The organism is Pseudomonas sp. 1L-C-7-B-C1 (assembly GCF_057291635.1).
Genome location: NZ_JBXAWH010000022.1, coordinates 1 through 26,609, shown reverse-complemented (window position 1 = coordinate 26,609; position 26,609 = coordinate 1). Strand labels below are relative to the sequence as shown.

25 protein-coding genes are annotated in these 26,609 nt (G+C 60.3%); 20 read left to right on the top strand and 5 right to left on the bottom strand.

The genetic code is table 11. The annotated features are described in order from the left end of the window. The 4 genes from AC0Z8Z_RS24970 to AC0Z8Z_RS24955 form a co-directional block, all read left to right on the top strand. A partial coding sequence (locus tag AC0Z8Z_RS24970; protein ID WP_485620917.1) for an RHS repeat-associated core domain-containing protein occupies nucleotides 1–2,130 on the top strand: 2,130 nt, incomplete at its 5' end. Next, nucleotides 2,127–2,594, top strand: a complete 468-nt coding sequence (locus tag AC0Z8Z_RS24965) for a hypothetical protein (RefSeq protein WP_485620916.1) — start codon at nucleotides 2,127–2,129, stop codon at nucleotides 2,592–2,594. The genes AC0Z8Z_RS24970 and AC0Z8Z_RS24965, both read left to right, overlap by 4 nt. A gap of 244 nt (nucleotides 2,595–2,838) precedes the next feature. Next, a complete protein-coding gene (locus AC0Z8Z_RS24960; protein ID WP_485620915.1) occupies nucleotides 2,839–3,465 on the top strand; it encodes a hypothetical protein in 627 nt (208 codons plus the stop codon). Nucleotides 3,466–3,662: 197 nt separating this feature from the next. Next, nucleotides 3,663–4,661 (top strand): ankyrin repeat domain-containing protein, encoded by a 999-nt coding sequence (locus AC0Z8Z_RS24955; RefSeq protein ID WP_485620914.1) that lies wholly within the window; start codon nucleotides 3,663–3,665, stop codon nucleotides 4,659–4,661. A gap of 169 nt (nucleotides 4,662–4,830) precedes the next feature. Here the strand turns inward: AC0Z8Z_RS24955 and AC0Z8Z_RS24950 are convergent, their stop codons facing one another. Together AC0Z8Z_RS24950 and AC0Z8Z_RS24945 are read right to left on the bottom strand one after the other, a co-directional pair. After that, nucleotides 4,831–5,829 (bottom strand): bile acid:sodium symporter family protein, encoded by a 999-nt coding sequence (locus AC0Z8Z_RS24950; protein WP_485620913.1) that lies wholly within the window; start codon nucleotides 5,827–5,829, stop codon nucleotides 4,831–4,833. Between the two features lie 221 nt (nucleotides 5,830–6,050). Beyond that, entirely contained in the window at nucleotides 6,051–6,281 is a 231-nt protein-coding gene (locus AC0Z8Z_RS24945) for a hypothetical protein (RefSeq protein WP_485620912.1), read from the bottom strand. A 543-nt stretch (nucleotides 6,282–6,824) separates the two neighbouring features. On the opposite strand from AC0Z8Z_RS24945, the gene umuC reads away from it, so the two are divergent. The 4 genes from umuC (at nucleotide 6,825) to AC0Z8Z_RS24925 (ending at nucleotide 10,682) form a co-directional block, all read left to right on the top strand. Beyond that, nucleotides 6,825–8,105 carry a translesion error-prone DNA polymerase V subunit UmuC gene (umuC, locus tag AC0Z8Z_RS24940; protein WP_485620911.1) on the top strand — a complete coding sequence of 427 codons (1,281 nt, stop codon included), beginning with the start codon at nucleotides 6,825–6,827 and terminating at the stop codon, nucleotides 8,103–8,105. Between the two features lie 254 nt (nucleotides 8,106–8,359). Next, nucleotides 8,360–8,788 (top strand): DUF2231 domain-containing protein, encoded by a 429-nt coding sequence (locus AC0Z8Z_RS24935; RefSeq protein WP_485620910.1) that lies wholly within the window; start codon nucleotides 8,360–8,362, stop codon nucleotides 8,786–8,788. Continuing rightward, nucleotides 8,785–10,077, top strand: coding sequence for a PQQ-dependent sugar dehydrogenase (locus AC0Z8Z_RS24930; RefSeq protein ID WP_485620909.1), 1,293 nt, complete (start codon nucleotides 8,785–8,787; stop codon nucleotides 10,075–10,077). Before AC0Z8Z_RS24935 ends, AC0Z8Z_RS24930 begins: the two co-directional genes overlap by 4 nt. Continuing rightward, on the top strand, nucleotides 10,074–10,682 hold the full coding sequence (locus AC0Z8Z_RS24925; protein WP_485620908.1) for a GNAT family N-acetyltransferase: 609 nt from the start codon (nucleotides 10,074–10,076) through the stop codon (nucleotides 10,680–10,682). Before AC0Z8Z_RS24930 ends, AC0Z8Z_RS24925 begins: the two co-directional genes overlap by 4 nt. A 50-nt stretch (nucleotides 10,683–10,732) precedes the next feature. Here the strand turns inward: AC0Z8Z_RS24925 and AC0Z8Z_RS24920 are convergent, their stop codons facing one another. From AC0Z8Z_RS24920 to AC0Z8Z_RS24910, 3 genes are all read right to left on the bottom strand, one after another. Continuing rightward, nucleotides 10,733–11,719: a transglycosylase SLT domain-containing protein gene (locus AC0Z8Z_RS24920; protein WP_485620907.1), complete on the bottom strand. Its 987-nt coding sequence runs from the start codon at nucleotides 11,717–11,719 to the stop codon at nucleotides 10,733–10,735. A gap of 30 nt (nucleotides 11,720–11,749) precedes the next feature. Further along, on the bottom strand, nucleotides 11,750–14,158 hold the full coding sequence (locus AC0Z8Z_RS24915) for a type III effector HrpK domain-containing protein (RefSeq protein WP_485620906.1): 2,409 nt from the start codon (nucleotides 14,156–14,158) through the stop codon (nucleotides 11,750–11,752). Between the two features lie 229 nt (nucleotides 14,159–14,387). After that, nucleotides 14,388–14,939 carry an RNA polymerase sigma factor gene (locus tag AC0Z8Z_RS24910; protein WP_122622931.1) on the bottom strand — a complete coding sequence of 184 codons (552 nt, stop codon included), beginning with the start codon at nucleotides 14,937–14,939 and terminating at the stop codon, nucleotides 14,388–14,390. Between the two features lie 259 nt (nucleotides 14,940–15,198). Here AC0Z8Z_RS24910 and sctW point away from each other — a divergent pair, with 259 nt between their 5' ends. The 12 genes from sctW to sctU are packed head-to-tail and all read left to right on the top strand — an operon-like array spanning nucleotide 15,199 to nucleotide 25,972. Then, nucleotides 15,199–16,308: a type III secretion system gatekeeper subunit SctW gene (sctW, locus tag AC0Z8Z_RS24905; protein ID WP_485620905.1), complete on the top strand. Its 1,110-nt coding sequence runs from the start codon at nucleotides 15,199–15,201 to the stop codon at nucleotides 16,306–16,308. Further along, nucleotides 16,308–18,443 carry a type III secretion system export apparatus subunit SctV gene (gene sctV, locus AC0Z8Z_RS24900; protein WP_485620904.1) on the top strand — a complete coding sequence of 712 codons (2,136 nt, stop codon included), beginning with the start codon at nucleotides 16,308–16,310 and terminating at the stop codon, nucleotides 18,441–18,443. Before sctW ends, sctV begins: the two co-directional genes overlap by 1 nt. A gap of 18 nt (nucleotides 18,444–18,461) precedes the next feature. Beyond that, entirely contained in the window at nucleotides 18,462–19,454 is a 993-nt protein-coding gene (gene sctD, locus AC0Z8Z_RS24895) for a type III secretion system inner membrane ring subunit SctD (RefSeq protein ID WP_485620903.1), read from the top strand. Continuing rightward, nucleotides 19,451–20,800, top strand: a complete 1,350-nt coding sequence (locus AC0Z8Z_RS24890) for a FliI/YscN family ATPase (protein ID WP_485620902.1) — start codon at nucleotides 19,451–19,453, stop codon at nucleotides 20,798–20,800. Before sctD ends, AC0Z8Z_RS24890 begins: the two co-directional genes overlap by 4 nt. Nucleotides 20,801–20,804: 4 nt before the next feature. Further along, the gene (locus AC0Z8Z_RS24885) at nucleotides 20,805–21,260 is read left to right on the top strand and encodes a type III secretion protein (protein ID WP_485620901.1); all 456 of its coding nucleotides are present in this window, start codon (nucleotides 20,805–20,807) and stop codon (nucleotides 21,258–21,260) included. Beyond that, nucleotides 21,257–21,811: a type III secretion system HrpP C-terminal domain-containing protein gene (locus AC0Z8Z_RS24880; protein WP_485620900.1), complete on the top strand. Its 555-nt coding sequence runs from the start codon at nucleotides 21,257–21,259 to the stop codon at nucleotides 21,809–21,811. The genes AC0Z8Z_RS24885 and AC0Z8Z_RS24880 overlap by 4 nt, the downstream gene beginning before the upstream one ends. A 3-nt stretch (nucleotides 21,812–21,814) precedes the next feature. After that, a complete protein-coding gene (locus AC0Z8Z_RS24875; protein WP_485620899.1) occupies nucleotides 21,815–22,705 on the top strand; it encodes a type III secretion system protein in 891 nt (296 codons plus the stop codon). Next, a complete protein-coding gene (locus AC0Z8Z_RS24870; protein ID WP_485620898.1) occupies nucleotides 22,695–23,180 on the top strand; it encodes a FliM/FliN family flagellar motor switch protein in 486 nt (161 codons plus the stop codon). Before AC0Z8Z_RS24875 ends, AC0Z8Z_RS24870 begins: the two co-directional genes overlap by 11 nt. Then, on the top strand, nucleotides 23,177–23,830 hold the full coding sequence (gene sctR / locus AC0Z8Z_RS24865; RefSeq protein WP_485620897.1) for a type III secretion system export apparatus subunit SctR: 654 nt from the start codon (nucleotides 23,177–23,179) through the stop codon (nucleotides 23,828–23,830). The genes AC0Z8Z_RS24870 and sctR overlap by 4 nt, the downstream gene beginning before the upstream one ends. A 7-nt stretch (nucleotides 23,831–23,837) precedes the next feature. After that, nucleotides 23,838–24,104, top strand: a complete 267-nt coding sequence (gene sctS / locus AC0Z8Z_RS24860) for a type III secretion system export apparatus subunit SctS (RefSeq protein WP_093458684.1) — start codon at nucleotides 23,838–23,840, stop codon at nucleotides 24,102–24,104. Beyond that, complete coding sequence (sctT, locus tag AC0Z8Z_RS24855; RefSeq protein WP_122534914.1) at nucleotides 24,105–24,899, top strand: type III secretion system export apparatus subunit SctT; 795 nt, start codon at nucleotides 24,105–24,107, stop codon at nucleotides 24,897–24,899. Further along, nucleotides 24,896–25,972 carry a type III secretion system export apparatus subunit SctU gene (gene sctU, locus AC0Z8Z_RS24850; RefSeq protein ID WP_485620896.1) on the top strand — a complete coding sequence of 359 codons (1,077 nt, stop codon included), beginning with the start codon at nucleotides 24,896–24,898 and terminating at the stop codon, nucleotides 25,970–25,972. The genes sctT and sctU overlap by 4 nt, the downstream gene beginning before the upstream one ends. Nucleotides 25,973–26,609: the final 637 nt, after the last annotated feature.

Below are 26,609 nucleotides of genomic sequence, written 5' to 3'. Positions count from 1 at the left end.
TTCATCGCCGAACGCGTCGACGCTGCCGAGCAAACCTTGCGCTATCGCTGGGACAAGCTCGGCCGGTTGATCGCGCTGGAAAACGAAAACGAACGCCGCGCTCACTTTCACTACGACCCGGTCGGCAGGCTGCTTGAAGAACGCGGCTTCGACAATCGCTCGACTCGCTATCAGTACGATCCCGAAACCGGCCGTCTCTCAGAGACCATCAACGGCCAGCGCTCCATTGCTTTGACCTTCGATCCCATGGGCCGCCTGACCGAGCGCCGGGCAACCCTCGGCGACAAGTCCCAAAGCGAAACCTTCGCCTACGACGGCAATGGCCATCTGGTCATGGCGACCAACGCCACCAGCAAGCTGCAATGGTTTCACGACCCGGCCGGCAACCTGCTACGCGAGCACCAGCATTATTCGAATCTGGATAAACCCCTGGTTGCCGTCTGGCAGCACGAGTACGACGCGTTGAACAACCGCGTTGCGACCATTCGCCCAGACGGGCATCGGGTCAGCTGGCTGACCTACGGCAGCGGCCATCTGCTGGGCCTGAAGCTCGACGAGCACGAATTGCTCAGCTACGAACGCGATGATCTGCATCGCGAAGTCGCCCGTCATCAGGGAAATCAACTGGTGCAGACCCAGCAATGGGACCCAGCGGGACGCTTGCAAGCCCAACTACTGGGCCGAGCAGACGACAAAGCCACACTCATCAAACGCGCCTACACCTACGACGCCGCGGGCCAACTCAGCGACATCCACGACAGCCGTCGCGGCCCGTTAAGTTACCGCTACGACCCAGTAAGTCGCCTGCTCAGCGCCACCAGTCGATTAGGTATAGAAACCTTCGCCTTCGACCCCGCGAGCAACCTGCTCGACGACAGCGCAGCGCCCGTACGCCGTCCACTCGATCCCGAGCCGACTCAAAACAAACTCGTGGACAACCTGCTGCGCGACTACGCCGGCAACCACTACGAATACGACGAACGCGGCAACCAGACAGCCCGATGGACTAATGGCCTGCGCAGCGAACTGCACTGGGACCTCTTCGATCGCCTCGCGCATTTCCGCGATCCGCGTCTGACTGTCGACTTCGGCTACGACCCACTGGGACGGCGCCTCTACAAACTCTCAAAAGCCCACTACCGCCCACGCCCGGAAGCCGGTACCGGCTGGAATGAAAACGAACACGCCCGCAAGGAACGCGAGCTTGGCTGCGGCTTCACGCTTTACGGCTGGGACGGCGACAACCTGGCTTGGGAAAGCAGCCCTCCGCCATACGCTGGCGCTTTGGGCCGCACCGTCCACTACATCCATGAACCCGGCACCTTCGTCCCGGTGGCCCAGGCCATCCGCCACGAAACCATTCGCCTGGTAAGCCAACCGACCTATCAGGGCCGTTACAACTTCAAAGAAGACCCGCTCTGGAACTACAAACCGGTCGCGCTACCGATTGATGCGTTGGCGTGGTACCAATGCGACCACCTCGGCACGCCCCAGGAAATGACCGACCAGACCGGCAACACCGCGTGGAGCGCTCAGTACAAAGCGTGGGGCGAGGCGCAAGAACAGCGCTCAGAGTTCGCCCAGCAAGCCGGCCTGACCAACCCGATCCGATTCCAGGGCCAATACCACGACCACGAAACCGGCCTGCACTACAACCGGCATCGGTACTATGATCCAAGGGTCGGCCGGTTTATCAGCAGGGATCCGATTGGCTACAGTGGTGGGATAAACTTCTACCACTACGCACCTAACCCAGTGCTATGGGTAGATCCAAGCGGTTTAAGCAATGACCCTATTGGCGGGGAATACAACCCGTTCCTTACCTCAAGGGCGGCGCGACGAGAAGCGATGAGACAAGCCGGCATTCCCACTACCCAACAGTCAGTTAGCCAATCTAGGAACTCGTCGGGATTGGAGTTCACGTATGACACGCCCCGAACTGGTGGTGGCACAGGATTTTCTTCTGTTCAACAGCAAACGATGGATGTCAGCCACCCAGGCAAACCGCACTGGGAAGCTGGCAGGGTGAAAGTTGATAACACCGGAAATCCGAGAATGAGCAAATATGGTCGTCCCCAGCTTCGAAATGGAAAAGGAAAAGCTTTCTACGTTGAGGGATGCTGCCAATGATTATTGATCCTTATAAAAAAGAATTGCTGTACAGAAAAGCTCACGGCAACAGCTTGCGTAAAAGATATAAGGAAAAGCTTAAATTCCTTCTCGGTACCGATCCAGAAGACCGACTCTTTCTAAGCTTGGCTGAGACAGATGATATAATTAATAAGCTAGTTAGAAATGAAAATATATTCTCAGAAAATGCCGAATTTTCGGTTATGGATGAATGCCTGATGCATTGCTTGTCAAAAGCAACTGGTGGCGACTATTACCTCTTGATGGACGAGGATTGGCGCTATTGTGGTGCATATATTGTTCGTAATTTTAATTTAAATATGGAGTTCGAATTCAACAAGCATCAAAGCGATGAAATTAGACTGGTAGGCACTGACTTTAGTACAGAAATCACTATCGACTACACTGAAAGTCTCAATGAAGATCTTTTTGAGTTTCGTGTTAGTAAGTACGCACTGGCGTAAATATAACTGGTTGTGGGCGGGCTAAATAAGGCTAAAGGAGACGGCCTCCTTTAACTCAAGTGGAGACGAGGAATTTCATGGGCACGTACGTTGCTGGTGCGATTCGCATAACGAACAACAATCGGCATTCAAAGTTAAAGGGGACGGAACCCTTTTAAACGTGCCACACAGTCAGTGGCATGCCCACTGCAAATGCGGGTCGGACTACAACCTTGACGGATCAGAAATAAAAAATGGAGCTATCATGAAAGCATTAAAATCATCTTTCTTCGAGATCTTCTTACTCTTTCTAAAGGATGCCACAATCAAAAGCCCTGAGACACTCGGACTCAAGAGCTTTTCACCAGACGAACTTATCGCTCACGACTACGAGCTAGCAGGCGAAGTCGATGACTATCACTTTTTTGAGCAACTCTACAATGTAACTCACAAAACAAGATCTGTAGGTGCGGTATTCAAGCGCTACTTTTTTCAGGACCAGCAAATAGGGAGCGGCTTCAGAGTCTTGAAAGGAGTTAGGCTTACATCCTTATTAAAGGAATATATTAGCCACGGTCAACACCACCCTGAACTTATCAAACCTATGACGTTCTATTTTTTTCATAACAAAAAAGATGGTGCAGTAATTTTCGATGATTCAGTAGTAGTTCGATTTAGCCATAAAAACCAGAGGGATGGGTATCAGGTTGAGACTCTGGAAAGTGATTATGATGCAATGGGGATACTAAACAAAGCTGCGACCAACGCTATAAAATACACAATGGACTTTCACATATTTGAACGGAGCCGCATTACCCTGAAGAAGCGGCACTATTCGTCCGCTTACCGTCGCCTAATCAAGGCTTTGGAAGTTAAAGACAAGCATGCTTAAGCAGACGGATTAATGATAAAGGGGACGGCCCCCTTTAACTCACCGATTAACCATTCTCTGGCAGCTCGATTTTTATAAACAAAAAGGAACAGCTTCTTAAAATCTCGCTAATTATTTATCCGATGGGGAGATTCACTCGACTCAAATCTCACTGCAACACAATTAATACCCTCAACTTCCACCCTATGAGATATCGCATGTTTATCTATAAAATCGCCTTCAATTTCTGCAGGGCCTCTGCCCTGACCTTTGCCCTGCTCTCGGGCTCAGCCATGGCGCAAGCTGAATCTGAAAGAGATCTAGTCCGTCAGCTAGACAATGCGGTGATGGAATACGCTTATTCCAAGGATGCCGCAGACTTGGCTATCGTCAATTCGTTGCTTGCGAGCGGCGCGCGACCGGACATCAAGATCCTGTGGCATGCGACCTATTATCAACGGCCCGATCTGGTTGATCGCCTGCTCGAATTTCCGATTGATGTAAACCAAACTTTTGAAACCAGCGGCGAAACCGTCTTGCTAACGGCGCTCAAGCACGGCAAAGATCCGCAAGTATCAAAGGATGAACTACACATTGTGGAAAGTTTGCTCAAAGCGGGCGCTAATCCTAATGTTTTTGCCCAAGGTGGTACTACTACGCCGCTTAAAGCGGCACTCGAAGCACAGCCGTTCCCCCAGCCGACTTTGGTAAAGATGCTGCTGCGTTACGGTGCTGATCCCAAACTTTTGAGTTCCCAGGGGTTTTCCCCGCTAATGGGTAAGGGGGCTACCAATATTGAAGTCATCAAACTGTTGATCGCAGCCGGCACCGATCCTTATGGTGTCAGCAAGGTTGCTTCAACCCCCCTCCATTATGTCTGCACGCGATCTTTTGAGCTGAACGATCAGCCGGATCCGCAAGCTGCAGAGCGCATAGCCCTATTACACAAAAAAGGAACCTCGATTGATGCACTTCCACCACAAGAGAAGCCGTGGCCCATTGGTACGCCATTGGCGGAAAACTCGATGAGCCGTAACCCCGATTGCATTAAAGCGCTAATGGACGCCGGGGCCAGCAAAGATGCACCGGCCTTCACGCCAGAATATGTGGCTAAATTTCCAGAACTGAAGGGTCAAACGGTCCGCGAGCACGTAATCAAATCAGCCAAGAGCTCACCAATCCTGTATTCCGAGGCTGTTTTAAAACTATTTGAATGACAGTCTCCCACCCGAGTGGGGCATTTCAGTCTGAACGGGACGCCCTCTTTTAGATTTTATGCAAGCGACCATCGACCTTAACTGACCATCGCCCACCCCCACTCCAAAACGCAAAAAAGCCCCGAAACATCGGGGCTTTTTGACTACGCCATGCAGCTAATAAACACCCTCAAGGATCAACCTGCCCCATCAACTCCACAACCGGCTCCGTCCGCTTCGCATACCGCTGGGCCACCACCGCGCACACCATCAGTTGAATCTGGTGAAACAGCATCAGCGGCAAAATCAGCAGCCCAATCGTGCTCCCCGCAAACAGCACTTGCGCCATCGGCACCCCGGTCGCCAGACTTTTCTTCGAGCCGCAGAACAGGATGGTAATGCGGTCTTCCTGATTGAAGCCGAACAGCTTGGACAGCAAGGTCGCAGCCACGAGCACCAGTGTCAGCAGCAGGCAGCACACCAACACCAGCCCGGCCAAGTCCCAGATTGGCGTCTTCTGCCAGATGCCTTCGTTGACCGCCTCGCTGAACGCCCCGTAGACCACCAGCAAGATCGAGCCCTGATCGACGAATTTCAGCCAGTTCTTGTTGCGTCCGACCCAGGCGCCAATCCAGCGCCGCATGATCTGGCCGGCAATGAACGGCAGCAGCAACTGCACGCTGATCTTAACGATCGCATCGAGGGTCGAGCCGCCTTCGCCGTGGACGTTCAGTAAAAGCGTAACCAGCAGCGGGGTCAGGAATATCCCGAACAGGCTGGAGGCCGCCGCGCTGCAGATCGCCGCCGGAATATTGCCGCGTGCCAGTGACGTGAAGGCGATCGCCGACTGCACCGTCGCGGGCAGCGCACACAGGTAAAGAATGCCCATGTACAGGTCTTTGCCGATCAGCGGCGACAGCACGGGTTTGAGTGCCAGGCCGAGCAAGGGGAACAGGACGAATGTCAGCCCGAAGACCAGCAGGTGCAGGCGCCAATGCCCCGCGCCGGCGATGATCGATTCGCGGGACAGTTTCGCGCCGTGAAGAAAGAACAGCAGCGCGATGGCGATGTTGGTCAACCAGCCGAAGCCGACGGCCACCTGCCCGGTGGCGGGCAGGAAGCTGGCGATGATCACCACGGTGATCAGCATGAGGGTGAAGTTGTCGGGGAGAAAACGGGGGCGGGTCATCTGCGTTATCCGAAGCTGCCAGGAACATGCCCGCCACTTTAACGCGCAATACACTTGCCGACTAACGCCAATATGTCGATCAATAGCGGCTAACGGACACCTTGGCCGACTTGGACCTACCGATGACCTATTCCCGGCTAAAGCCGGTCCCACTAGAGGCAGCGGGAGCCGCTTGCCAGACATTGCGTCCACAAGCGGCTCAGCGATTAATCCGGGTTATGTCAGGCCAGACCGCCCTGAATCACACGCATCACGGTCACTCGACGCTGGCCGGGATTGTCTGCAATGAGCCGGGACAGGGCGGCTTGCCACTTCAATATGTCCTTCTCTTTGGAGAGCATCATCAGTTGTTCCCAGCCCATCGGACCACGGGGGCCAGCCTGCGCAGCAGGCTGCTCGGGACTGTCTTCGCGTTTCAAGAGGTTTGCTGCAATTTCCGAGAGAGTACTCATGGCCGGCTCCTGGGCATGCGCGTTTTAGAGCATGCCAATTCAAAACTAAAGGTGATTTCAGGAGAGCCTTCGCGCCAATTTTCTGTGATCGAGGCCGCCTGTAACAGGGATGTAGCAAAGTTCAGACCAAGAAGGATCTTGCCGATTTATTGTTCATCTGGCCTATCCGATCACCCTCGATTTTGCAGTGTGTCGCCGGACGCATTCCCGGCTAAAGCCAGTCCTACCACTACGTGACGCTCGTCGCCTTCCTGGCTAAAGCCGGTCCTGCTGACTCCACGAGAATCGCCATCCATGCACGTCGGTCGGTCTTCCAGTGCCAACGGTTGACCCCTCTGGGCAGAGCCGCTTAACTATATATACATACAGCTAACAAACAGGAGGGCTTCATCATGAACGTCGTTTTCCCCGGTTTTTCCGCTATTCCCCGCAGCCGACGCCCTGCGTCAGCACCTCCAGCCGCCCTGCCCCGGGCCTGCATCCGCCGCGCGCCGATGAATCCGCTGGTCAATCCAGCGACTGCCCGGTTCAGCGTGGCCCATCATGATCCCGTATGAGCGAACCTTCGCGCTGATTGACTGCAACAGTTTCTACGCCAGCTGCGAACGGGTTTTCCGCCCGGACCTGATAAGGACACCCATCGTCGTGCTGTCCAACAACGACGGCTGCGTCATCGCGCGCAGTTACGACGCCAAACCCTTCGTGAAAATGGGCGCGCCGTATTACCAGATCAAGGACGACCTGCGCCGTGCCGGGGTGGTGGCGTTCAGCAGCAATTACGCGCTGTACGGCGATATCAGCGAGCGGGTAATGACGATCATCGAGTCGATGGTGCCGGCCCTTGAGGTGTACAGCATCGATGAAGCGTTCGCCGAGCTGACCGGGCTCCCGGGCGACCTGGATCGATTTGGCCGCAACATTCGCGAGCGGCTGATCAAATGCACCGGCATCCCGGTGGGCGTGGGCATCGCGCGGACCAAGACGCTGGCCAAACTCGCCAATCATACCGCCAAGCGGCTGTCGCACATCACCGGCGGCGTGGTCGATCTGAGCGATCCGTTCAAGCGCGACTGGACCCTGCGCAACACTAACGTTGGCGAGGTCTGGGGCGTCGGCAAACGCATGAGGGCGCACCTCGAAGGCATGGGCATCAAGACGGCGATGGACCTGGCCCGGGCCGACCCGTGGACCTTGCGCAAAACCTTCAGCGTGGTCATCGAAAAAACCGCCCGCGAGTTGGCCGGCACGCCGTGCCTGGAGCTGGAAGACATCACGCCGCCGAAACAGGAAATCTGCTGCAGCCGGATGTTTGGCGCAAGGGTCACCGACATCGAGCCCATCAAAGAGGCGGTCGCGACTTATACCCAGCGCGCCGCCGAAAAGCTTCGGGCGCAGAACTCGCTGTGCAAGAAGATCCGCGTCAGCATTCGCACCGGGATGTTCAACCCCGAGGAGGTGAAGTACGCCAACGCCGCGCTGGTGGAACTGCCCTACCCCACCAATGACGTGCGCCTGATGACCAAAGCGGCGACCGAAGCGGTCAATCGGCTGTTCCGGCCGGGCTTCAAATACAGCAAAGCCGAAGTGCTGCTGATGGACTTGCGCCACCCAGGCGAATTCACCGATGACCTGTTCGCCCATTCGCAACCCACCGACGCCGGCAAGGTGATGGAGGTGCTCGATGAAATCAACACGCGATGGGGTCGCGGCACACTGCGCTCGGCCAGCGTCCCGGCGGCGCCGGCATGGGCCATGCGCCGTGACCTGATGAGCAGCAGTTACACGACGCGGGTTGATCAGTTGTGGACGGTCAAGGCGACCTGAACCGTGTTTTTTGGCGCCCGCAGTGAACGCAGCCGCCCTTGAGCACAGCCAGGTTGCCCTGGCTGATGCACTGGGTGCTTGAAGTCGCCAAGCGCTGCGGTCGCTGAACGTGTAGATGTAACTGCATATGCATAACGCCCAAATAGGCTGAACTATGTTCCTGACCTATTGATCCCAAACCTTGCGCACCCTGCGCGGCCCTGATGGGTCAGTTCATTTGCACAGCATAAGCGTCAGCAAAATAGGGAGTCGTCGTGAACACTACCGCCCATCTTGTCTACAGAAACCCGCCAGGCCCGCTACACGCGATAATGCTTGCCGGAACCGTCCCGCTGTTTCTCGGCGCATTGCTGAGCGATATCGCCTACTACCAGACCTACCAGATTCAATGGAGCAACTTCGCCTCCTGGCTTATCGCCGGGGGTCTGGTGTTCTGCGGACTCGCCGTGCTGTTCGCGCTGGTCAATCTGATCCGGGCCGATCGCAAGGGCGGGCGCCCTGTGGTCTATCTGGTCTTGTTGGTGGTGACCTGGGCATTGGGGCTCGTCAACGCCTTTGAACATGCCAAGGATGCCTTCGCCACCATGCCGTCGGGCCTCATTCTCTCCGCACTGACCACGCTGCTGATTGGCGTGACAGCGTGGCTGGGACTCACCAGCGTGCGCACGGGGGACGGAAAATGAACCACTCGATCAAACTGACCGCAATCAGCATGGCGTTATTGTTAAGCGGCTGCGGTGACGCCGGGGATGCGACCCAGGCATTGGGGCCCGATCCAAAACTGCCGGCCGCGCAGCGCGGCCTGTTACCCAGCATGAAGATTGCCGAACCGGCGCTGTGGGGCGACCAGAAGCCCACGGTCCCTGAGGGCTATAGCGTGACGGCCATCGCCGCCGACTTGCAGATTCCTCGTCAAACGCTCGTGTTGCCCAACGGCGATATCCTCGTGGCTGAAGGGCGTGGCGGCAATGCCGCAAAACTCAAGCCCAAGGACGTGATTGCGGGGTACATCAAGGCCCAGGGCAACACCAAGGTCAAAGGCGGTAACCGCCTGACGTTGCTGCGAGATGCAGACGGTGACGGCGTCTACGAGACGAAGACTGTATTTGCGGAGAACCTTAACGCGCCCTACGGCCTGGCGTTTGCCAACGGCAAAGTGTACGTGGCCAACCAGGACGAACTGGTGCGTTTCGATTATCAAGAGGGACAGACCAAAGCCGACGGACCACCGATCAAAGTCACTGACCTTCCCGCTGAAATAAATCACCACTGGACCAAGTCATTGGCCATCAGTGATGACGGGCGCACCTTGTACGTCGGCATCGGTTCGAACAGCAACGTGACCGAGCGCGGTATGGAGGTCGAACTCGACCGGGCCAGGGTGTGGCAGGTGGATGCCGAGACCGGTGCCCACAAACCGTACGCAACCGGCATCCGCAACCCGACGGCGTTGACCATCCAGCCGCAAACCGGAAAGTTATGGGCAGTGGTCAACGAGCGCGATGAACTGGGCCCGGATCTGGTCCCGGACTACCTGACCTCGGTTCGCGAAGGCGGGTTCTACGGGTGGCCCTACAGCTATTGGGGTCAGAACGTCGACACCCGTGCCCAACCGCAGAACCCGAAAATGGTCGCTGCCGCCATCAAGCCCGATTACAGCCTCGGGTCCCATGCCGCAGCCCTTGGCGTGGATTTTTCAATCCCGGCGATGGGCGAGAAGTACGCTGACGGGGTATTTGTTGGCGAACACGGCAGCTGGAACCGGGAGAATCCGGTGGGGTACAAAGTCGTATTCGTGCCGTTCAGCAATGGCAGTCCGAACGGTGCGCCGATTGATTTCGCGACCGGCTTTCGGGGTGCCGACGGGAAAACCCGCGGGCGGCCAGTGGGTGTGACGGTGGACCCTAAAGGTGCATTGATCATCGCCGACGACCTGGCGAACACCGTATGGCGGGTCACTCGTAGTCGATGAAGGATGATTCCAGGCAGGGCAATCCTGCCTGGAATGCAGAAAGGCGTCTGCCGCTGGCCTGGATTGATTCATGGGGCGTGAAAAGGCGAATATCCGCAGTGTCCCCATTGATCCAGCACCCACTAACGGAGCGCAACTTTTTGAAGTCATCCACCGTTTCCCTCGAATCCCCTGATCAACCGGAAGTCATCGCCCTCATTGAAGCGCTGGATGACTACCAGATACCGCTTTACCCGGCTGAAAGCCACCATGGCATCGATATAAATGCATTGGCTTCGGACAATACGGTCTTCTCCGTTGCACGCACCATTGATGGAAAGGCTGTGGCCTGCGGGGCGCTCGTTATCCACGCGACCCATGGCGAGCTGAAGCGGATGTTCACGCAACCTGCCTCACGCGGGCAGGGTCTGGCCGGCAGGATTCTGAGTGTTCTGGAAGACGAGGCTCGGCGACGCGGCTGCACGCGAGTGATGCTTGAGACCGGGTACCTGCAACACGAAGCGATCTCGTTTTACGAGCGTAACGGCTACCAGCTTCGGGGCCCCTTTGGTGATTACCAAGAGGACCCCAACAGCGTGTTCATGGAAAAACGCTTCCCTGACTAATAGGAGCGCGGCATCTACTCGCCGCGCATCCCATGGATTCACGCCCAAGATCAGGCCGGCAATTGCCCCTGACCGCTTTCGATGATTTTCGCGAAATTCATGACGTTCTCGACGTACTTCGGATCGCCTATGCCGCCGGCGTCCGCGAGATTGCCCTTGTTGACCTTGTCCGGGCCCGAGTTGTAGGCGCGCAGCGCCGAATCCCAGTCACCGAACTCCTTCTTCTGATCGCGCATGTACAGCGCGCCGGCCATGATGTTGTCGTGGGCGTTGTTGACGTCGGCATTGCCGAGCTCTTTGGGGTTGTCTCGTTTGAGGGCGGCGAAGGTGTCGGCGTTGACCTGCATCACGCCTGCATCCTTTTTGCCATTGACATTGGTGGTGTCCTGGCCCAACTGACCACGGGATTCGGCCCAGATCTGACCCGCCAGAATGTTCGGCGGCACGCCGGTTGCGTTGGACGCTGCCATGATGTCCTTACGATAGTCTTCAAGCTGAGGCGGCAAATGCAAACCGCCCGAACCGCTGAGGGCCGTGTCGTTCGACACCGCGTCGGTGTTGGCCGCAAGCGCAGCGGGTGCCTGAGCAGCGCCAGCGCCTTGCGCGCCACCGCCCGCCCCTTCTGCAGCGCCACCGCCGCCACCACCGCCCGCTCCCTCGGTCGCGCCACCACCGCCGCCACCGGTCACTGCGTTGTTCTGCGCCGCAGGATTGCCAGTCTGGTTGGGGTTGTTCTGCATCAGCATTTGCATCAACTGCATGATCAGCGCCATGAGCTGCTGGGCAATGCCGTTCTGGTCGGCGCCGCCAGCGAGGGGGTTAGCGGCGTTGGTCTTCGAATCCTGATTCTCAGGCGATCCAAAGTTGACCTGGGACTGCCCGGCATGTGCAAACAGAATCGAGCTCGCGTCGAGGGCCTGACCGGCGCCACCGCCGCCGCCCAGCGAGTTGCTCTGGCCGGGCTTGCCGCTGAGGGACGAAAAGTCCGGGTGGCCGGGCTCGCTCAACGGCCGAATCTGGGAAATACCGATACTCATGATCACTTACCTCTTTCGGGTCAGGAAACATCAATGGGCTTTGGGGATGCCGAACTGATCGAGGACCGGGTCGACGTTGTGATCGAAGGCCTTCTGGGCCTTGTGTTTCTTGACGGCTTCGATGATGGCGGAGATGCCGAAACCCAGGGCCATGGCCGCGTCGGCGATCCAGCCGACCACCGGAATGGAGGCACCGATGGCTGCCCCGGCGGCCAGCCCTGCTGCTTCTCCTACGACCATGCCGGCGACGCGGCCGCCGACTTTCGCCGCGACCTCGCCCAGCCCTGCGCGCCCGGCGGACTTGGCCACCGCGTCATAGCCATGCTTGGCCGCCGAGAGGCCGGATTTGGTGCTGTCATAAATGGTCCTGGCGGCATCGGCTTTGTCGCCGCGGGCGAGCATGTCCGACACCGAGGCAAAACCTGCCACTGAGCGCAGCGCTGACGGTCCCATGTTCGAAGCGACCTGGGCGGCCATCGACGGCGCATGGTCTTTGTCGCCCTTGGCGTTTTCCAGCACCTTGCGACCGCTCTTGGTGTCTTCCAGATGGTGGAAGGTCGAATCCACATAGCGCGATTGCTTGCTCTGCACGAAGGTCTCGGGCAGCACGCTGTCATACGCAGCCTTTTGCGCGTCGGCGCTCTGCAACGCCTCTTCGCCATCGGCTTTCTTCTGATCGAGCAACTGCCGGACGGCGCCGCCTTCGCTGAAGTTGCGCACGTACGAGTCCTGAACCTTGCCCTGCAGGTCAGGCCGCTGACCCAGTACCTGCTGCGCGGTTGGCACAGGAGCGTCGTCGCCGAGCAGGTCTTTCTGCATCTGCAACTGCGCTGACAACCCGCCCAGGGCGCTGCTGTAGTCGGCGTTCGGCTTGTCCTTTTTGGTGGCCTTGTCGGCGGTGTTCAGGTCCGCCTGCAGGGCCTCGCCGCTGTTGACCTTGCGCATCTGCTCGGTGACGGCTTTCTGCAACGTCGGCGTGCTGGCGACCAGCGTCCGCGACTGTTGCGGTATCTGTTTGTCGAGGAAGGCTTGCACCTCAGGATCGGCTTGCAGCTGGCCGATCTTCTCGTTCAGCGCCTCTTCGGTCTTGCCGGTCTTGCGCAGGTCCTGGCCGGCGACGACGCTCTGTTGGGTCTGCTGCAGCTTGATCATGACTGCGGCTTTCTGTTCGCCGCTGTAGGCCGAGGGGTTGTCGAAGACGTCCTTGCCCAGTTTGGAGATGTCGACGTTGGCCACTGAGTTGAGGGTGGCGGCATCGCTGAGCACGCTGGCAAATTCGCCGCCGTTGGTGGGCGCCTGCTTTTTGATCCAGTCGCTGATGTTCTTCGCGTTGAACAGCTTGTCCGGGCTGTGGGCCGCCAGCGAGCGACCGCTCAAACCGCCTTGGTCGATCTGGGTGAGGAAGCCGGGCTGAGACCAGGTTTTCGCCGCCTGCTTCAACGGTCCGGCCAGGCCCGGGTTGTCGTTCTGAACGGCCTTGAGGCCATCGGCACTGGTCAGGCCATCGACCTTGGTTTTGCCGTCGGCGCCCAGGGCATGCTTGGGATCGGCAGCCTTGGTCAGCGGCTCGTTGGCACGCATCAACGCAGCGCTGCGGACCATTTCCAGAGATTGAGGGTCGGCGTCCGGATGGTCTTTCTGGTAGTTGGCAATGTCCTTGTCCGCGCTGTCGGCGGCTTTTTGCATGTTCTTGGCGAAGGACTTGAGGTCGCCGTCGGTGATTTTGCCGTCCACTTTGCCGCCGTGCTTGCCGGTGTCCACAGCGGTTTTCAGCGACGGGTTGGCGTTGATGAAGTCCATGGCCTTGGCCGCATCCGGGCCTTTTTCAGCAGCCATGCGCGCGGCGGCGATGGGTCGATTCAGCTCTTTGGCGGCCTGATCGCGCTGATCCGCTGGCAGGTTGGCGACCATTGGCGCCCAGCGCTCAAGCTCCTTGGGCGATGAGTATTTCGAGTCATCGAGAAAGGCTGCTTCGGTGGCTTTGGGTTCATCGGCTTTAGCGTCCTCGGCCGGCTTCGCCGCCTCGACCGGCGCTGCCGGGGCAGCGGCGTTCGCCTGGGCGACAGGTTGCGGACTGGCCGTGGGAACGGCACCGGAAGTGGGAGCGTTTTGCGCGGCGGCGTTGGGAAATGTCGTGGCGGATTCGGGCGACGATGGCGCCTGTCCTTTGAACAACTGCGTGACCTGGGTCAGCAATGACAGCAGCTGCTGTTCGATGCTCTGAGCCTTGCCCGCAGCGCCTGTGCTGCCAGGGCTATTGCCGGCAAAGGCACCGTTCGCCGGCGATGGCTGGGTCGACGCGCCGAAGCGAATAGTCGGATCGACGCCCCCCTTCAGTAACAGCGCCGGCTTGGCGTCAGTCATCGGCAATCTCTGGGCGGCTTCGGCGCCAGCAGATTGAGAAGCAGCGGCGTTGGGAGGAGTGCTTAAGATACGCATGAGTCGTCATCCGGGCGTGAGGGATAGCGACTGTGTGGCTGCTGCGCGGCGTCGGTTCCGATAATGTTGCAGTTTGTTTCTCGGATGCCGAGGGAGCAGCCCATCTCACTGGATGCACGCGATGCTTTTTAGTGGGACCGGCTTCAGCCGGGAAGAGGCCTGCGTGAACACCCTCAATCCTGCGGCGTGGCGCCCGACGCCTTCCCGGCTAATGCCGGTCCCACCAGGGTCAGGCAAACGGGTCCATCTGCCGCTTGAGTTGCTCGCGGGCCCGGGACAGGCGTGAGCGCACGGTGCCGATCGGCACGCCAAGAGAAGACGCGGTTTCCTGATAATTGCCGTCCATTTCCAGCGACACCTCGATCACCCGCTGCATGTTCGACGGCAGCGTGCCGATGGCCCTGACGACCTGCATCAGCTGACGATGGCCGTCGACCTGGTGGCCGATGTCGCCATGGCTGTCGGGTTCGGAATGGGTGTGGTCTTCCCAGCTTTCCTGATACGGCTGGCGGTACATCTTGCGAAAGTGATTGCGGATCAGGTTCAGCGCAATGCCGCACAGCCAGGTCTGGGGTTTGCTCGCGTGTTGAAACTTGTGCTCGCTGCGCAGCGCTTCCAGAAAGGTGCTTTGCAGAATGTCGTCGACATCTTCCGGGTTCATGACCCGCTTCTGAATGAAGCCGCGAATCATCTTGATCTGATCACTGGTCAGGTGACGTATCCCCTGGGCGGGACGGCGCACGGGGGAGTCAATATCGAGAATCGCAAGGTTGGAAAACATCAGGGCTCTTCCTTGTTTTGAGTGTAATAGCCCTATAGCGATATGCGTGCCACACATACAAACAATCTAAACCATTGATATTCAACAACTAAAACAGACATCCAAAACGGCGCTGTGCAAAACTTTGCGCGAACACGCTGTTTCTTCGACGAGATTTGGCACAGATCCTTCTGCCCGCAAATAGATGGAACCGCTTTGCGGCCGCGCTCCACTCAGAGCCCATGACCAGGCCCCGAACCGAGCTATCCAGAGCCGACTTATGAAGATCGCCGCCCCGATTGCCCCACAGGCATTGCAACCCCCCGCGATCGCGCCGGCAAAGATACAGGCGCCTGCGCCTGCGCCGCTGCATGCCAATGCGCCGAACGTCAACGGCACTTCGCCGCAACAGGTCGCGCGGTTCGCCTCGGCGTTGGTTCAGCAGAGCCGCAGCCTCAGCCAGCGGGAGCTGCTGGCCAGCGGCAACGCCCTGCAATCCCGGGCGGTGAAACTGGGCGAGCTGTATCAGCTGTTGATGGGCAGCCAGGACAAAGGCCTCGACGATGCCGCGCGCAACCTGCGCAAACAGCTGCAAAAGCAGAACGCGTCGAGCCTCGCGCAGATTCTGAGCTACACCGACGGTGACCCGGCCAAGGCCCATGTGATGCTGCAAGCGGCGAGAAAGCAGGCCCAGGCCGACGGTGAAATGGGCGAGCACGTGGTGCTGAGCCAGCAGCTCAAACAGTTGCGTCGTCAATACGGCAAACGCACCCGCGCCGGCATCAACAGCGCCAAGGCGTTTTCCCGGCCGACCTCGGAAAAGCGCCGCGGCGCCCTGCGCAATCTGTACAGCGTGGCGGTGGCCGGGCAGCAGAACATCACCGGGCTGATCGACGCGCTGATCAATGAGCAGGAAGAGCCTGGGGAATTCGAGCTGAACCTGCGGGACATGCGCAGCGCCCTCGCCGACGATCTTTCCTCCCTCACGCCGTCCACCTCGCCGGCGCAACTGCGCACCTTGATGCATGGCCTGAACACCGCGCGGCACGTCACCACCCTGCTGCGCAGTTGCGAACATCTACTGGGCCGCATGCGCAACAAGAACCCGGGGCTGCAAGTGGACGCAGCGGCCTTTCTCAAACACCTGCTCGCGCTGTCGGGCAAGGGCATGAGCCTGGGCGAAACCCTGCAACTGACGCAACACATCGGCGGCACTCAGCTCAAGCATCAACTGGCGTTTCTCAACGGGCTGCGGCCCATGCTGCAACAGCTGCCGATTCTGCTTTGGCGCGACCTGAAAAGCCGCCAGAACGCATTGGGCAACCTGCTCATTCTCATGGCCGAACTGACTCGGCAGGAACAGAACCAGCTCCAGGGGGGCCTCGCCTGATGGATCGTGTCATTAACCTGCTCAATTCGATCGCGCACGCCGCCATGCGCCGCTCGGAAATCGTCGGTGCGTTCGTGGTCATCGCCATTGTGTTCATGATGATCACGCCGCTGCCGACGGGTCTGGTGGACGTGCTGATCGCCATCAACATCTGCATCTCGTGCCTGTTGATCATGCTGGCGATGCACCTGCCGCGTCCGTTAGCGTTCTCGACGTTTCCAGCGGTGCTGTTGCTGACGACGATGTTTCGACTGGCGCTGTCGATCTCCACCACCCGCCTGATCCTGCTCAACCAGGACGCCGGGCACATCGTCGAGGCGTTCGGCCAGTTCGTGGTCGGCGGCAACCTGGCGGTGGGCCTGGTGATCTTCCTGATCCTCACCGTGGTCAACTTTCTGGTGATCACCAAAGGTTCGGAGCGGGTGGCGGAAGTGGGCGCGCGGTTCACCCTCGACGCCATGCCGGGCAAGCAGATGTCCATCGACAGTGACCTGCGCGCCAACCTGATCAGCGTCCACGAAGCGCGCAAACGACGCGCCGAACTGGGCAAGGAAAGCCAGCTGTTCGGCGCCATGGACGGAGCCATGAAGTTCGTCAACGGCGACGCCATCGCCAGCCTGATCATCGTCGCCATCAACATGATTGGCGGCATCGCCATCGGCGTGGTGCAGCACAACATGACCGCCGGCGACGCCTTGCAGGTCTACACCGTGCTGACCATCGGTGACGGCCTGATCGCGCAGATCCCGGCGCTGCTGATTTCGGTCACCTGCGGCATGATCATCACCCGCGTGCCCAGCGGCGAGAACGGCGTCGAAGCCAACATAGGCCGGGAGATTGCCGAGCAGATCACCAGCCAGCCCAAGGCGTGGATCATCGCCGCGGTGGCCATGCTGGGATTTGCCGCGCTGCCGGGCATGCCGACGGCAGTATTCGTGGTCATCTCGATCATCTGCGGGGTGGGCGGCCTGCTCCAGCTGCACCGCGCCAAGCCCAAGGCCGAGCAGGCCCAGGCCGTGGCCGTTGCGCCGGAAATGAACGGCCGCGAAGACCTGCGCACCTTCTCCCCCAGTCGCCAGTTCGTGTTGCATTTTCACCCCAGCCAGAACCCGGCGCAGATCGAGGCGCTGGTCAGCGAAATCCGTCAGCGGCGCAATCGGCTGGTGGTGCAATACGGCCTGACCCTGCCCTCCTTCATCATCGAAACCAGCGAGCTGCTACCGCCGGACGAGTTTCGCTTTTCGGTCTACGAAGTGCCGCTGCTCCGGGCCACGCTCAGCCAGACCCACGTCGCGGTCGACGTACGTTCTGTAGAAGGCTCCCCGGAGTCGGCCTCGCTGGAATCGGCGGTGTACGGCAGCCTCGAACGCGAGGAAGGTCAGTGGCTGTGGCTGCCGACCGACGCCCCGCAATTGCAGGAAGCCCACATCGAGCGCATTGACGCGACCACGCTGATCATCGAGCGCATGGAACGCGCGCTGCAATCTTGCGGGCCGCAGTTCATCGGCTTGCAGGAAACCAAGGCGATTCTCGGCTGGCTGGAATCGGAGCAGCCGGAGCTTGCCCAGGAAATGCAGCGGGTGCTGCCGCTGGCGCGCTTCTCGGCGGTGCTGCAACGCCTGGCCTCAGAGTGCGTGCCGCTGCGGGCGATCCGGGTGATCGCCGAAACCCTCATCGAGCACGGCCAGCACGAGCGCGAGGTCACGGTGCTCGCCGACTATGTGCGCATCGCCCTGAAGTCGCAGATCTACCACCAGTATTGCGGTCCCGAGGGCCTGCTGGTCTGGGTACTGACGCCAGAAAGCGAAGGCATTCTGCGCGACGGCCTGCGCCAGACCCAGACCGAAACCTTCTTCGCGCTGGACAACGAAACCAGCCAGTTGCTGGTGCAGCAACTGCATATCGCCTTTCCCCTGCGCACTCCCCAGCGCGCGGTGTTGCTGGTCGCTCAGGATTTGCGCAGCCCGCTGCGGACCTTGCTGCAGGAGGAGTTCTATCACGTGCCGGTGCTGTCGTTTGCCGAAATCAGCAATGCCGCGCAGGTCAAGGTGCTGGGGCGCTTCGACCTGGAAGACGACTTCGAGAGCGATCACGAAGACGACCCGCACGCGCTGGATAACGAGTACGCCGCTTGAGTGCCTGGAGAGCGTCACATGTTTGAATTACGCGTATTGACCGGCCTGCACCAGGGCGCCGCGCTGCCGCTGGTGGGTGAGCAATGGGGCATCGGCGCTGACGCCGATCAGGATCTGGCACTGCACGACCCCGGCGTCGAACAGCTGCACTGTCGCCTGCAACGCCAGGGCGAAGGCTGGCTGCTCAACGCTGCCGACGGCCAGATCGCTGACGACGAGGGGCATCTTCACGCCAGCACCCTGCTCACCCCTAACAGCGCGTTTGTGCTGGGCTCGGTCTGGCTGTGCGTGTCTCCGGCGCAGGACCCCTGGCCTTCGCTGCCTGCAGTGATTCCTCAGGCGCGGGCCGAGCAGGCGCCGCAGACCGAGGCGCCGGCCAGCGCGCCGCTAGAGAAGGTCGAGTCGCGCTCGCGCTTTTTCAACCGCACCACCGGCGTGGTCATCGGCGTGTTGCTTGGCATTGCCGGCAGCGCCTGGAGCCTGAGCCGCAGCGCAGCGCCTGCTTCAGAGCAACTGGCGATCAGTTCGCCGGCGCAGCAACTTGCGCAGCAGGGCAATCAGCCCGCCAATCCTTCCAACGAGAAGAGCAAACCGACCGAGGCGTCAGCCAAAAAACGCATCCGACTGACCAGCGTCGATGACGTCAAACGCCAGCTCAACACCATGCTCAGCGAACGACTGCTGAGCGATGTCAGCGTGGAGCAAACTCCGGAAGGCCTGGCGTTGAGCGGCAACCTCAAGCCTGAATCGCAGCTGGTGTACCAGCGCATGCTCCAGCGTTTCAAGGACCGCTATGACACGCCGGTCGCGTTGATCGACAACGTCGCCGCCGGCACCAGTGGCCTGCCGTTCACCATCGTGCAGATCATGTCCGGGCCCCACGCCCACCTGGTCACGGCGGACGGTCGACGGCTGTACGTCGGCGACGAACTGGCCGGGCTGCGCCTGACCCGCATCGATGACAACCGCATCCAGTTCGACGGCGACCGCCACTACGAGGTGAGCTGGTGAACGCCGCGCTGGATCAATGGAAATCCGCTCACCTTCAGCGGCTGAAGGGCTTTTCCGCAGTGAAAGTCAGCGGCCGTGTCAGTGCCGTCAGCGGCATTTTGCTGGAATGCCAGATTCCCGCAGCCAAGGTCGGCGACCTGTGTGAAGTGAGCAAATCCGATGGCAGCACCATGCTCGCGGAAATCGTCGGTTTCACCCGGGATTGTACGTTGCTCAGTGCCCTCGGCACCCCGGACGGCATTCAGGTCGGGGCGCACATTCAGCCCCTGGGCATGGCCCACCGCATCGGCGTCGATGACCGTTTGCTGGGCAGCGTGCTCGACGGTTTCGGTCGCCCGCTGCTGGGCGATTCAGAAGGCGCGTTCGCCGGACCCGGTGATCGGCGCGTGACCCTGCCGGTGATCGCCGACGCCCTGCCGCCGACCCAGCGGCCACGGATCAGCCGAGCGTTGCCCACCGGCGTGCGCGCCATCGACAGCGCGATTCTGCTCGGCGAAGGCCAGCGGGTCGGCTTGTTTGCCGGCGCCGGTTGCGGCAAAACCACGTTGATGGCCGAACTGGCGCGCAACATGGACTGCGATGTGATCGTCTTCGGCCTGATCGGCGAGCGGGGCCGTGAGCTGCGCGAGTTTCTCGACCACGAGCTGGACGCCACGTTGCGCGCGCGTTCGGTGCTGGTCTGCGCCACATCGGACCGTTCCAGCATGGAGCGGGCCCGCGCGGCCTTCACCGCCACCGCCATCGCCGAGGCTTTCCGCGAGCGCGGTTTGAAGGTGTTGTTGCTGCTGGATTCCCTCACCCGTTTCGCCCGGGCCCAGCGCGAGATCGGCATTGCCGCCGGCGAACCCCTCGGGCGCGGCGGCCTGCCGCCTTCGGTCTACACCCTGCTGCCGCGCCTGGTCGAACGGGCCGGCATGAGCGAGAAAGGCTCGATCACCGCGCTGTACACCGTGCTGATCGAACAGGATTCGATGAACGACCCGGTCGCCGACGAGGTGCGATCGCTGCTCGACGGCCACATTGTGCTGTCGCGTAAATTGGCTGAACGCGGGCATTACCCGGCCATTGACGTGCAGGCCAGCATCAGCCGAATCATCAGCAACGTCACCGGCCGCGAGCACCAGCAGGCGAACAACCGGTTGCGCCGGTTAATGGCGGCGTACAAGCAGGTGGAAATGCTCCTGCGCCTTGGCGAATACCAGCCCGGCAGCGACCCGGTGACCGACTGCGCCGTGCGGCTGAACGAGCCGATCAACGCGTTCCTGCGCCAGGACCTGCGCGAGCCGGTGCCGCTGGAAGAGACCCTGGCGGCGCTGATGCAACTCACCTCGCAACTGCCGGAGTAGTGGCGTGGAAGAAGAGCTTGAAGTCGATCCGCAAACCCACGCCATGGAACAGGTCATCAGCGTGCTCACGCCCCTGCGCCAGCATCGCCAGGCCAGCGCCGAACGGGCGCAACGGCAGGCGCAAAAAACCCTGGAGCACCTGCACGAACACCTGCAACAGACTCGCGATTCCTACACCCAGGAACGCCATAACCAGCGCGAACGCCGCCAGGTGCTGAGCAGCGCCCACGTCAACAAAGCGATGTCGCTGGACGACCTCGAACGCTGGCACGAGAAGGAAAACCGGATGCTCGACCGGCTCGCCTATATCCGTCAGGACATGGCTCGCCAAGAGATAGGTATCGAGGAACAACAGCAGCGTCTGGCCGAGGCGAAAGATGCGGCGAAAGCGTCCCAACGCGCCGTGGAAAAACTCGCCTGTCTGGCCGAGGCCCTCAACGAACAAGGTGAATCGTCATGAATAGCCCGGTGCAACATACGCCTCGCCCACAGCCGCAACCGCGCGCTGAACCGTCCCGGACGCCCTCGCCCTCTCCCGCGCCCCCGGGTGAAACGCGCCAGCCGCCGGCCACTGTGCGTCGCGCCGATACCGAGCGCCTGCGTCGGCTGTGCGATGAGTCCGCTTCGCCTGCGTCGTTGAGTGCGGACGGGATGTTTTTTTCCCAGCTGTTGGTGCCGCCGGTGACGGAAGAGCAGAGCGAGTCGGGTTTCGCCGGCAGCAGCTTCAGCACGTTGTTTGCCACTGAAGGCGTGCCGACGCAATTGATCGACGAACTCGCCCACCGCCTGCCCCAGCAGCCGGACGGCCCGTTGAGCCTGACCTTGCTGATGCCCAATCTGGGCAAGGTGCAGGTCAACGCCAACAAGCGCGACAACCAGTGGAGCATCGAACTGGGCTTCGCCCGACGTGGCGTGCTGAAACGCTTGCAGCCCCATCAACGCAACTGCGAAAGCGCGCTGGAGCAGGCGCTGGGCTGTGACGTTGATCTGTCGTTGCACGAGGAGGCATAGGCAATGAACTCGGACATGAATTCGGACGTGAGCAACGTGGACATGGGTGGATTGGACGTGAAGCACCTGAACATCAGCCGCTCGAACCCTGTAGGCCTGGCTTTAGCCGGGAATCCGTCATTCAGTCCGCTGACACTGCGGGAAGTCAGCGCCGACGTCGCCGAGGCCTCGCGTCTACTGGGCGCTGGCGTGAGCTGCGGCTACACCGCCCAGGGTCAGCGCGGCGAGTTGAGCCTGAGATTGATCCCCGACGATGACCGCGCGCCCTCGGTAGCACCGGCTTCAGCCAGGAACAAGTCATCGCTGACCTGGTTCGACAGCGCCATCGGCCCCTTCGCCCTGAGCGACGCCGAAGCGGTGCTCAGTCTGCTGGGCGAACTACCCGTCACCCTCGGCGGCGACCATCAGCCGTGGTACTGGCAGCTGGTGAATCAACGCATGAGTACAGAACTGGCGGAACTGCTTTGCCCCTTGCGGCCACTCAGCGATATCACTGCGCTGTCCGCCGATGACCGAAACCCGGATACCGCGCCGATGACCTGCCGACTGCAACTGCGATTGGGTTCGCAGGTGTTGCACGCACAGCTCTGCGCCGACGCGCGGGTCATGCTGCAACTGCTCGGCAGCCACCACTGGCAGCCGCACCGGCAGAACGTCGCGCAAGACTGGCCCATCCAACAGCCGCTGGTGTTGGGCGAGCTGTCGTTGAGCCTCGATCAGTTGGCGTCGCTGCAACCGGGGGACGTGCTGCTGCCGTCGCTGTGTCATTTCGACGAGGAAGGCGGCGGGCGCCTGCAACTGGCGGGTCGGCAATGGGCAGTGCAGACGGACAGCCGCGCGGAGCAGCTGTATGTACGGTTCAGCCACGAGGAAGACTTGGGACATGGTCAATGAAGAATTGTACGAAGACGAGATCGAGGATCTTGCCGACTATGAGTCGACCGAGCACGCTCTGAACAATGGGGCCGGCTTCAGCCCTGAGACTGTCGACCGTGGGACCGGCTTTAGCCGGGAAGCTTTTCACGACGCCGAGCATCAAACCACTGAAAGCGAGTGGCAGGATGAGTCCGACGGCTACGCCAATACGCAGGACGCGGACGAGCCCTACGAGCCTCAATCAGCAGAAACCCAGGCCTCCCTCGATTCCCTCGATAAACTGCCGCTGGCCCTGACCCTGCGCTGCGGCAGCCTCGAACTGACACTTGGCGACCTGCGCCGCATCGCGGCCGGCACCGTATTACCCGTCAACGGCGTTACGCCCGGCTTCGCCACCTTGTGTCACGGCGAACGTGTCGTCGCCGAAGGCGAACTGGTCAGCGTCGAGGGTCGCCTCGGTCTGCAGATTACGCGCATGGCCTCCCAAGCATGATCATGGACGGGATGAACCCGGTGATGCTGGCGCTGTTCCTCGGCGCCCTGTCGTTGATTCCATTTCTATTGATCGTCTGCACGGCCTTTCTCAAGATCGCCATGACCCTGCTGATCACCCGCAACGCCATCGGCGTGCAGCAAGTGCCACCGAACATGGCGCTGTACGGCATCGCCCTGGCCGCGACGATGTTCGTCATGGCCCCCGTCGCCCACGAAATCCAGCAGCGGGTTCACGATCACCCGCTGGAGATGGGCAGCACCGACAAATTGCAGGCCAGCGCCAACACCGTCATCGAGCCGCTTCAACGCTTCATGAGCCGCAACACCGACCCGGAAGTTGTGGCCCACCTGCTCGACAACACCCAGCGGATGTGGCCCAGGGACATGGCCGATCAGGCCAGCAAAAGCGACCTGCTGCTGGCCGTGCCCGCCTTCGTGTTGTCCGAGTTGCAGGCCGGTTTTCAGATCGGCTTTCTGATTTACATCCCGTTCATCGTCATCGACCTGATCGTCTCCAACCTGCTGCTGGCGCTGGGCATGCAGATGGTCTCGCCGATGACCATTTCGCTGCCCCTCAAACTGCTGCTGTTCGTGCTGGTGCAAGGCTGGACGCGCCTGCTGGACAGCCTTTTCTACTCGTACATGTGAGGCGGTGATGGAAGCGCTGGCGTTGTTCAAACAGGGCATGTTTCTGGTGGTGATTCTCACGGCGCCGCCGTTGGGGGTCGCCGTGCTGGTCGGCGTCATCACCTCGCTGCTGCAGGCGCTGATGCAGATCCAGGACCAGACCCTGCCCTTCGGCATCAAGCTCGCCGCCGTCGGCCTGACCCTGGCCATGACCGGGCGCTGGATCGGTGTCGAGCTGATCCAGTTTATCAACATGGCATTCGACCTGATCGCCCGGTCCGGCGGCGCGCACTAGATGCCCTTCGACGCCCAGGGCCTGTTCGAACTGATGCTGGGCATGGGCCTGGCGGCGGCGCGCCTCCTGCCGTGCATGATTCTGGTGCCGGCGTTCTGCTTCAAATACCTCAAGGGCCCGCTGCGTTACGCCGTGGTGCTGGTGGTCTCGATGGTGCCCGCGCCGAGCATCAGCCGTGCGCTGTCGGGCATGAACGACGACTGGTTTTCCATCGGCGCGCTGCTGCTCAAAGAAGCCGTACTCGGCACCCTCCTCGGCCTTTTGCTGTACGCACCGTTCTGGATGTTCGCCTCGGTGGGCGCGCTGCTCGACAGCCAGCGCGGCGCCTTGAGCGGCGGCCAATTGAACCCGGCGCTGGGGCCTGACGCGACGCCGTTGGGCGAGCTGTTTCAGGAGACGTTGATCATGCTGGTGATCCTGTCCGGCGGGTTGTCGCTGATCACCCAGGTGATCTGGGACAGTTATCAGGTCTGGCCGCCCACCGCCTGGCTGCCCGGCATGACCGTCGACGGTCTGGACCTGTTTCTCGAACAACTCAACCAGACCCTCCAGCACATGATGCTCTACGCCGCGCCGTTCATTGGCTTGCTGCTGTTGATCGAGGCCGCGCTGGCGATCATCGGCCTGTACGCGCAGCAACTGAACGTCTCGATCCTGGCCATGCCGGCCAAGAGCATGGCGGGCATCGCCTTCCTGCTCATCTACCTGCCGACGCTGCTGGAACTGGGCAATGGCCAGATCATGCAACTTGCCGATCTGAAGCACCTGCTCGGCCAACTGGTGCATGTGCCGTGAGCGAAAAAACCGAAAAAGCCACGCCCAAACAACTGCGCGATGCCCGCGAAAAAGGCCAGGTCGGACAGAGCCAGGACCTGAGCAAACTGCTGGTGTTGCTGGTCGTCAGCGAAGTGACCTTTGGCCTGGCCGACGAAAGCGTCGCGCGGTTGCTGCACTTGATGACGCTGTCGTTCCAGGGTGTTGGCCAGCCCTTCATGCATACGCTGGAACAGGTCGCCAGCGAAGGCACGAGCGTGTTGGTCGGCTTCATCCTGAGCAGCGTCGGCATCGCGATGTTGATGCGGCTGGTGGGGAGCTGGATACAGATCGGGTTTCTGTTTGCGCCCAAGGCGTTGAAGCTGGACTTCAACAAGCTCAACCCGTTCGCCCACGCCAAGCAGATGTTCTCGGCGCAGAGCCTGACGACCTTGTTGCTCAGCATTTTGAAAGCCACGGCCATCGCCGCGACGCTGTATGTCGTGGTGAAGCCGTCGCTGGGTACGTTGATTTTGCTCTCGAGCACGGACCTGACGACCTATTGGCATGCGCTTTTGCAAGTGTTCCGGCATATCTTGCGGGTGACGCTGGGGTTGCTGCTGGTGATCGGCGCCGTGGATTTTGCACTGCAGAAGTACTTCCACGCGAAAAAGCTGCGGATGAGCCATGAGGACATCAAGAAGGAGTACAAGCAGTCGGAGGGCGACCCCCATGTGAAGGGCCATCGTCGGCAACTGGCCCATGAGTTGCTGAACCAGGCGCCGACCGCGCCGGCGAAGCCGGTGGAGGATGCGGACATGCTGGTGGTGAATCCGACGCATTATGCGGTGGCGCTGTATTACCGACCCGGCACGACGCCGCTGCCGCAGATTCACTGTAAGGGTGAGGATGATGAGGCGCTGGCGTTGATTGCGCGGGCGAAGAAGGCGGGGATTCCGGTGGTGCAGAGTATCTGGCTGGCGCGGACGCTTTATAAGGTCAAGGCGGGCAAGTACATCCCGCGGACGACGCTGCTGGCGGTGGCGAATATTTATCAGATCGTGCGGCAGCTGGAGGACGTTCCGGACGAAGTCATTCGAATTGACGATGTTTGATCAGGATCAAGATCAAGGGCGTCTGCCTGGGGGCAGACTGTTTCGCCTTCGGCGACTTACTTTTGAAAAGCACCAAAAGTAAGCAAAAGTGCCTGCTCCTGGTTTGGCCCTTCCTTCGTCAGGGTTCCTTCACTCCGGTCCCGCTCCGTGGGCCCGCTGCCATCCGCCATCCATGGCGGGGGGCAGCTCTCGCGGCACCCATGCCGCTCGGCCCACTGCGCGAGACCTGCGTTCAGCCTGCACCCAAGTCGCGTTTTGTGTCGTTTGGACTTTCTGCGTAGAAGATCAAAAGCGAAGGCAAAGGCCAGAGCGAGAGCAACAGCAAAAGCTTCCCGGCTGAAGCCGGTCCTACGAGAGGCACCGCCGGTCCCACAGGGTGTCCACGTTGCTTTTTAGTGGGACCGGCTTTAGCCGGGAAGAGGCCGGTATGGGCGCTGGCAGTTTTGCAGACACGACTCCCTCCCTGTGGGAGCGAGCTTGCTCGCGAAGGCATTGGTACATCCGCCGAATAGTTGGTGTTTGCAATACAACATTCGCGAGCAAGCTTGAACTGGCCTAATGATTTTGGACATCTCAATCGGGCGCTAAGATGGCGCCCAAATCGGAGGTGTTATGGGCATGCGTACTTCTTACTCGA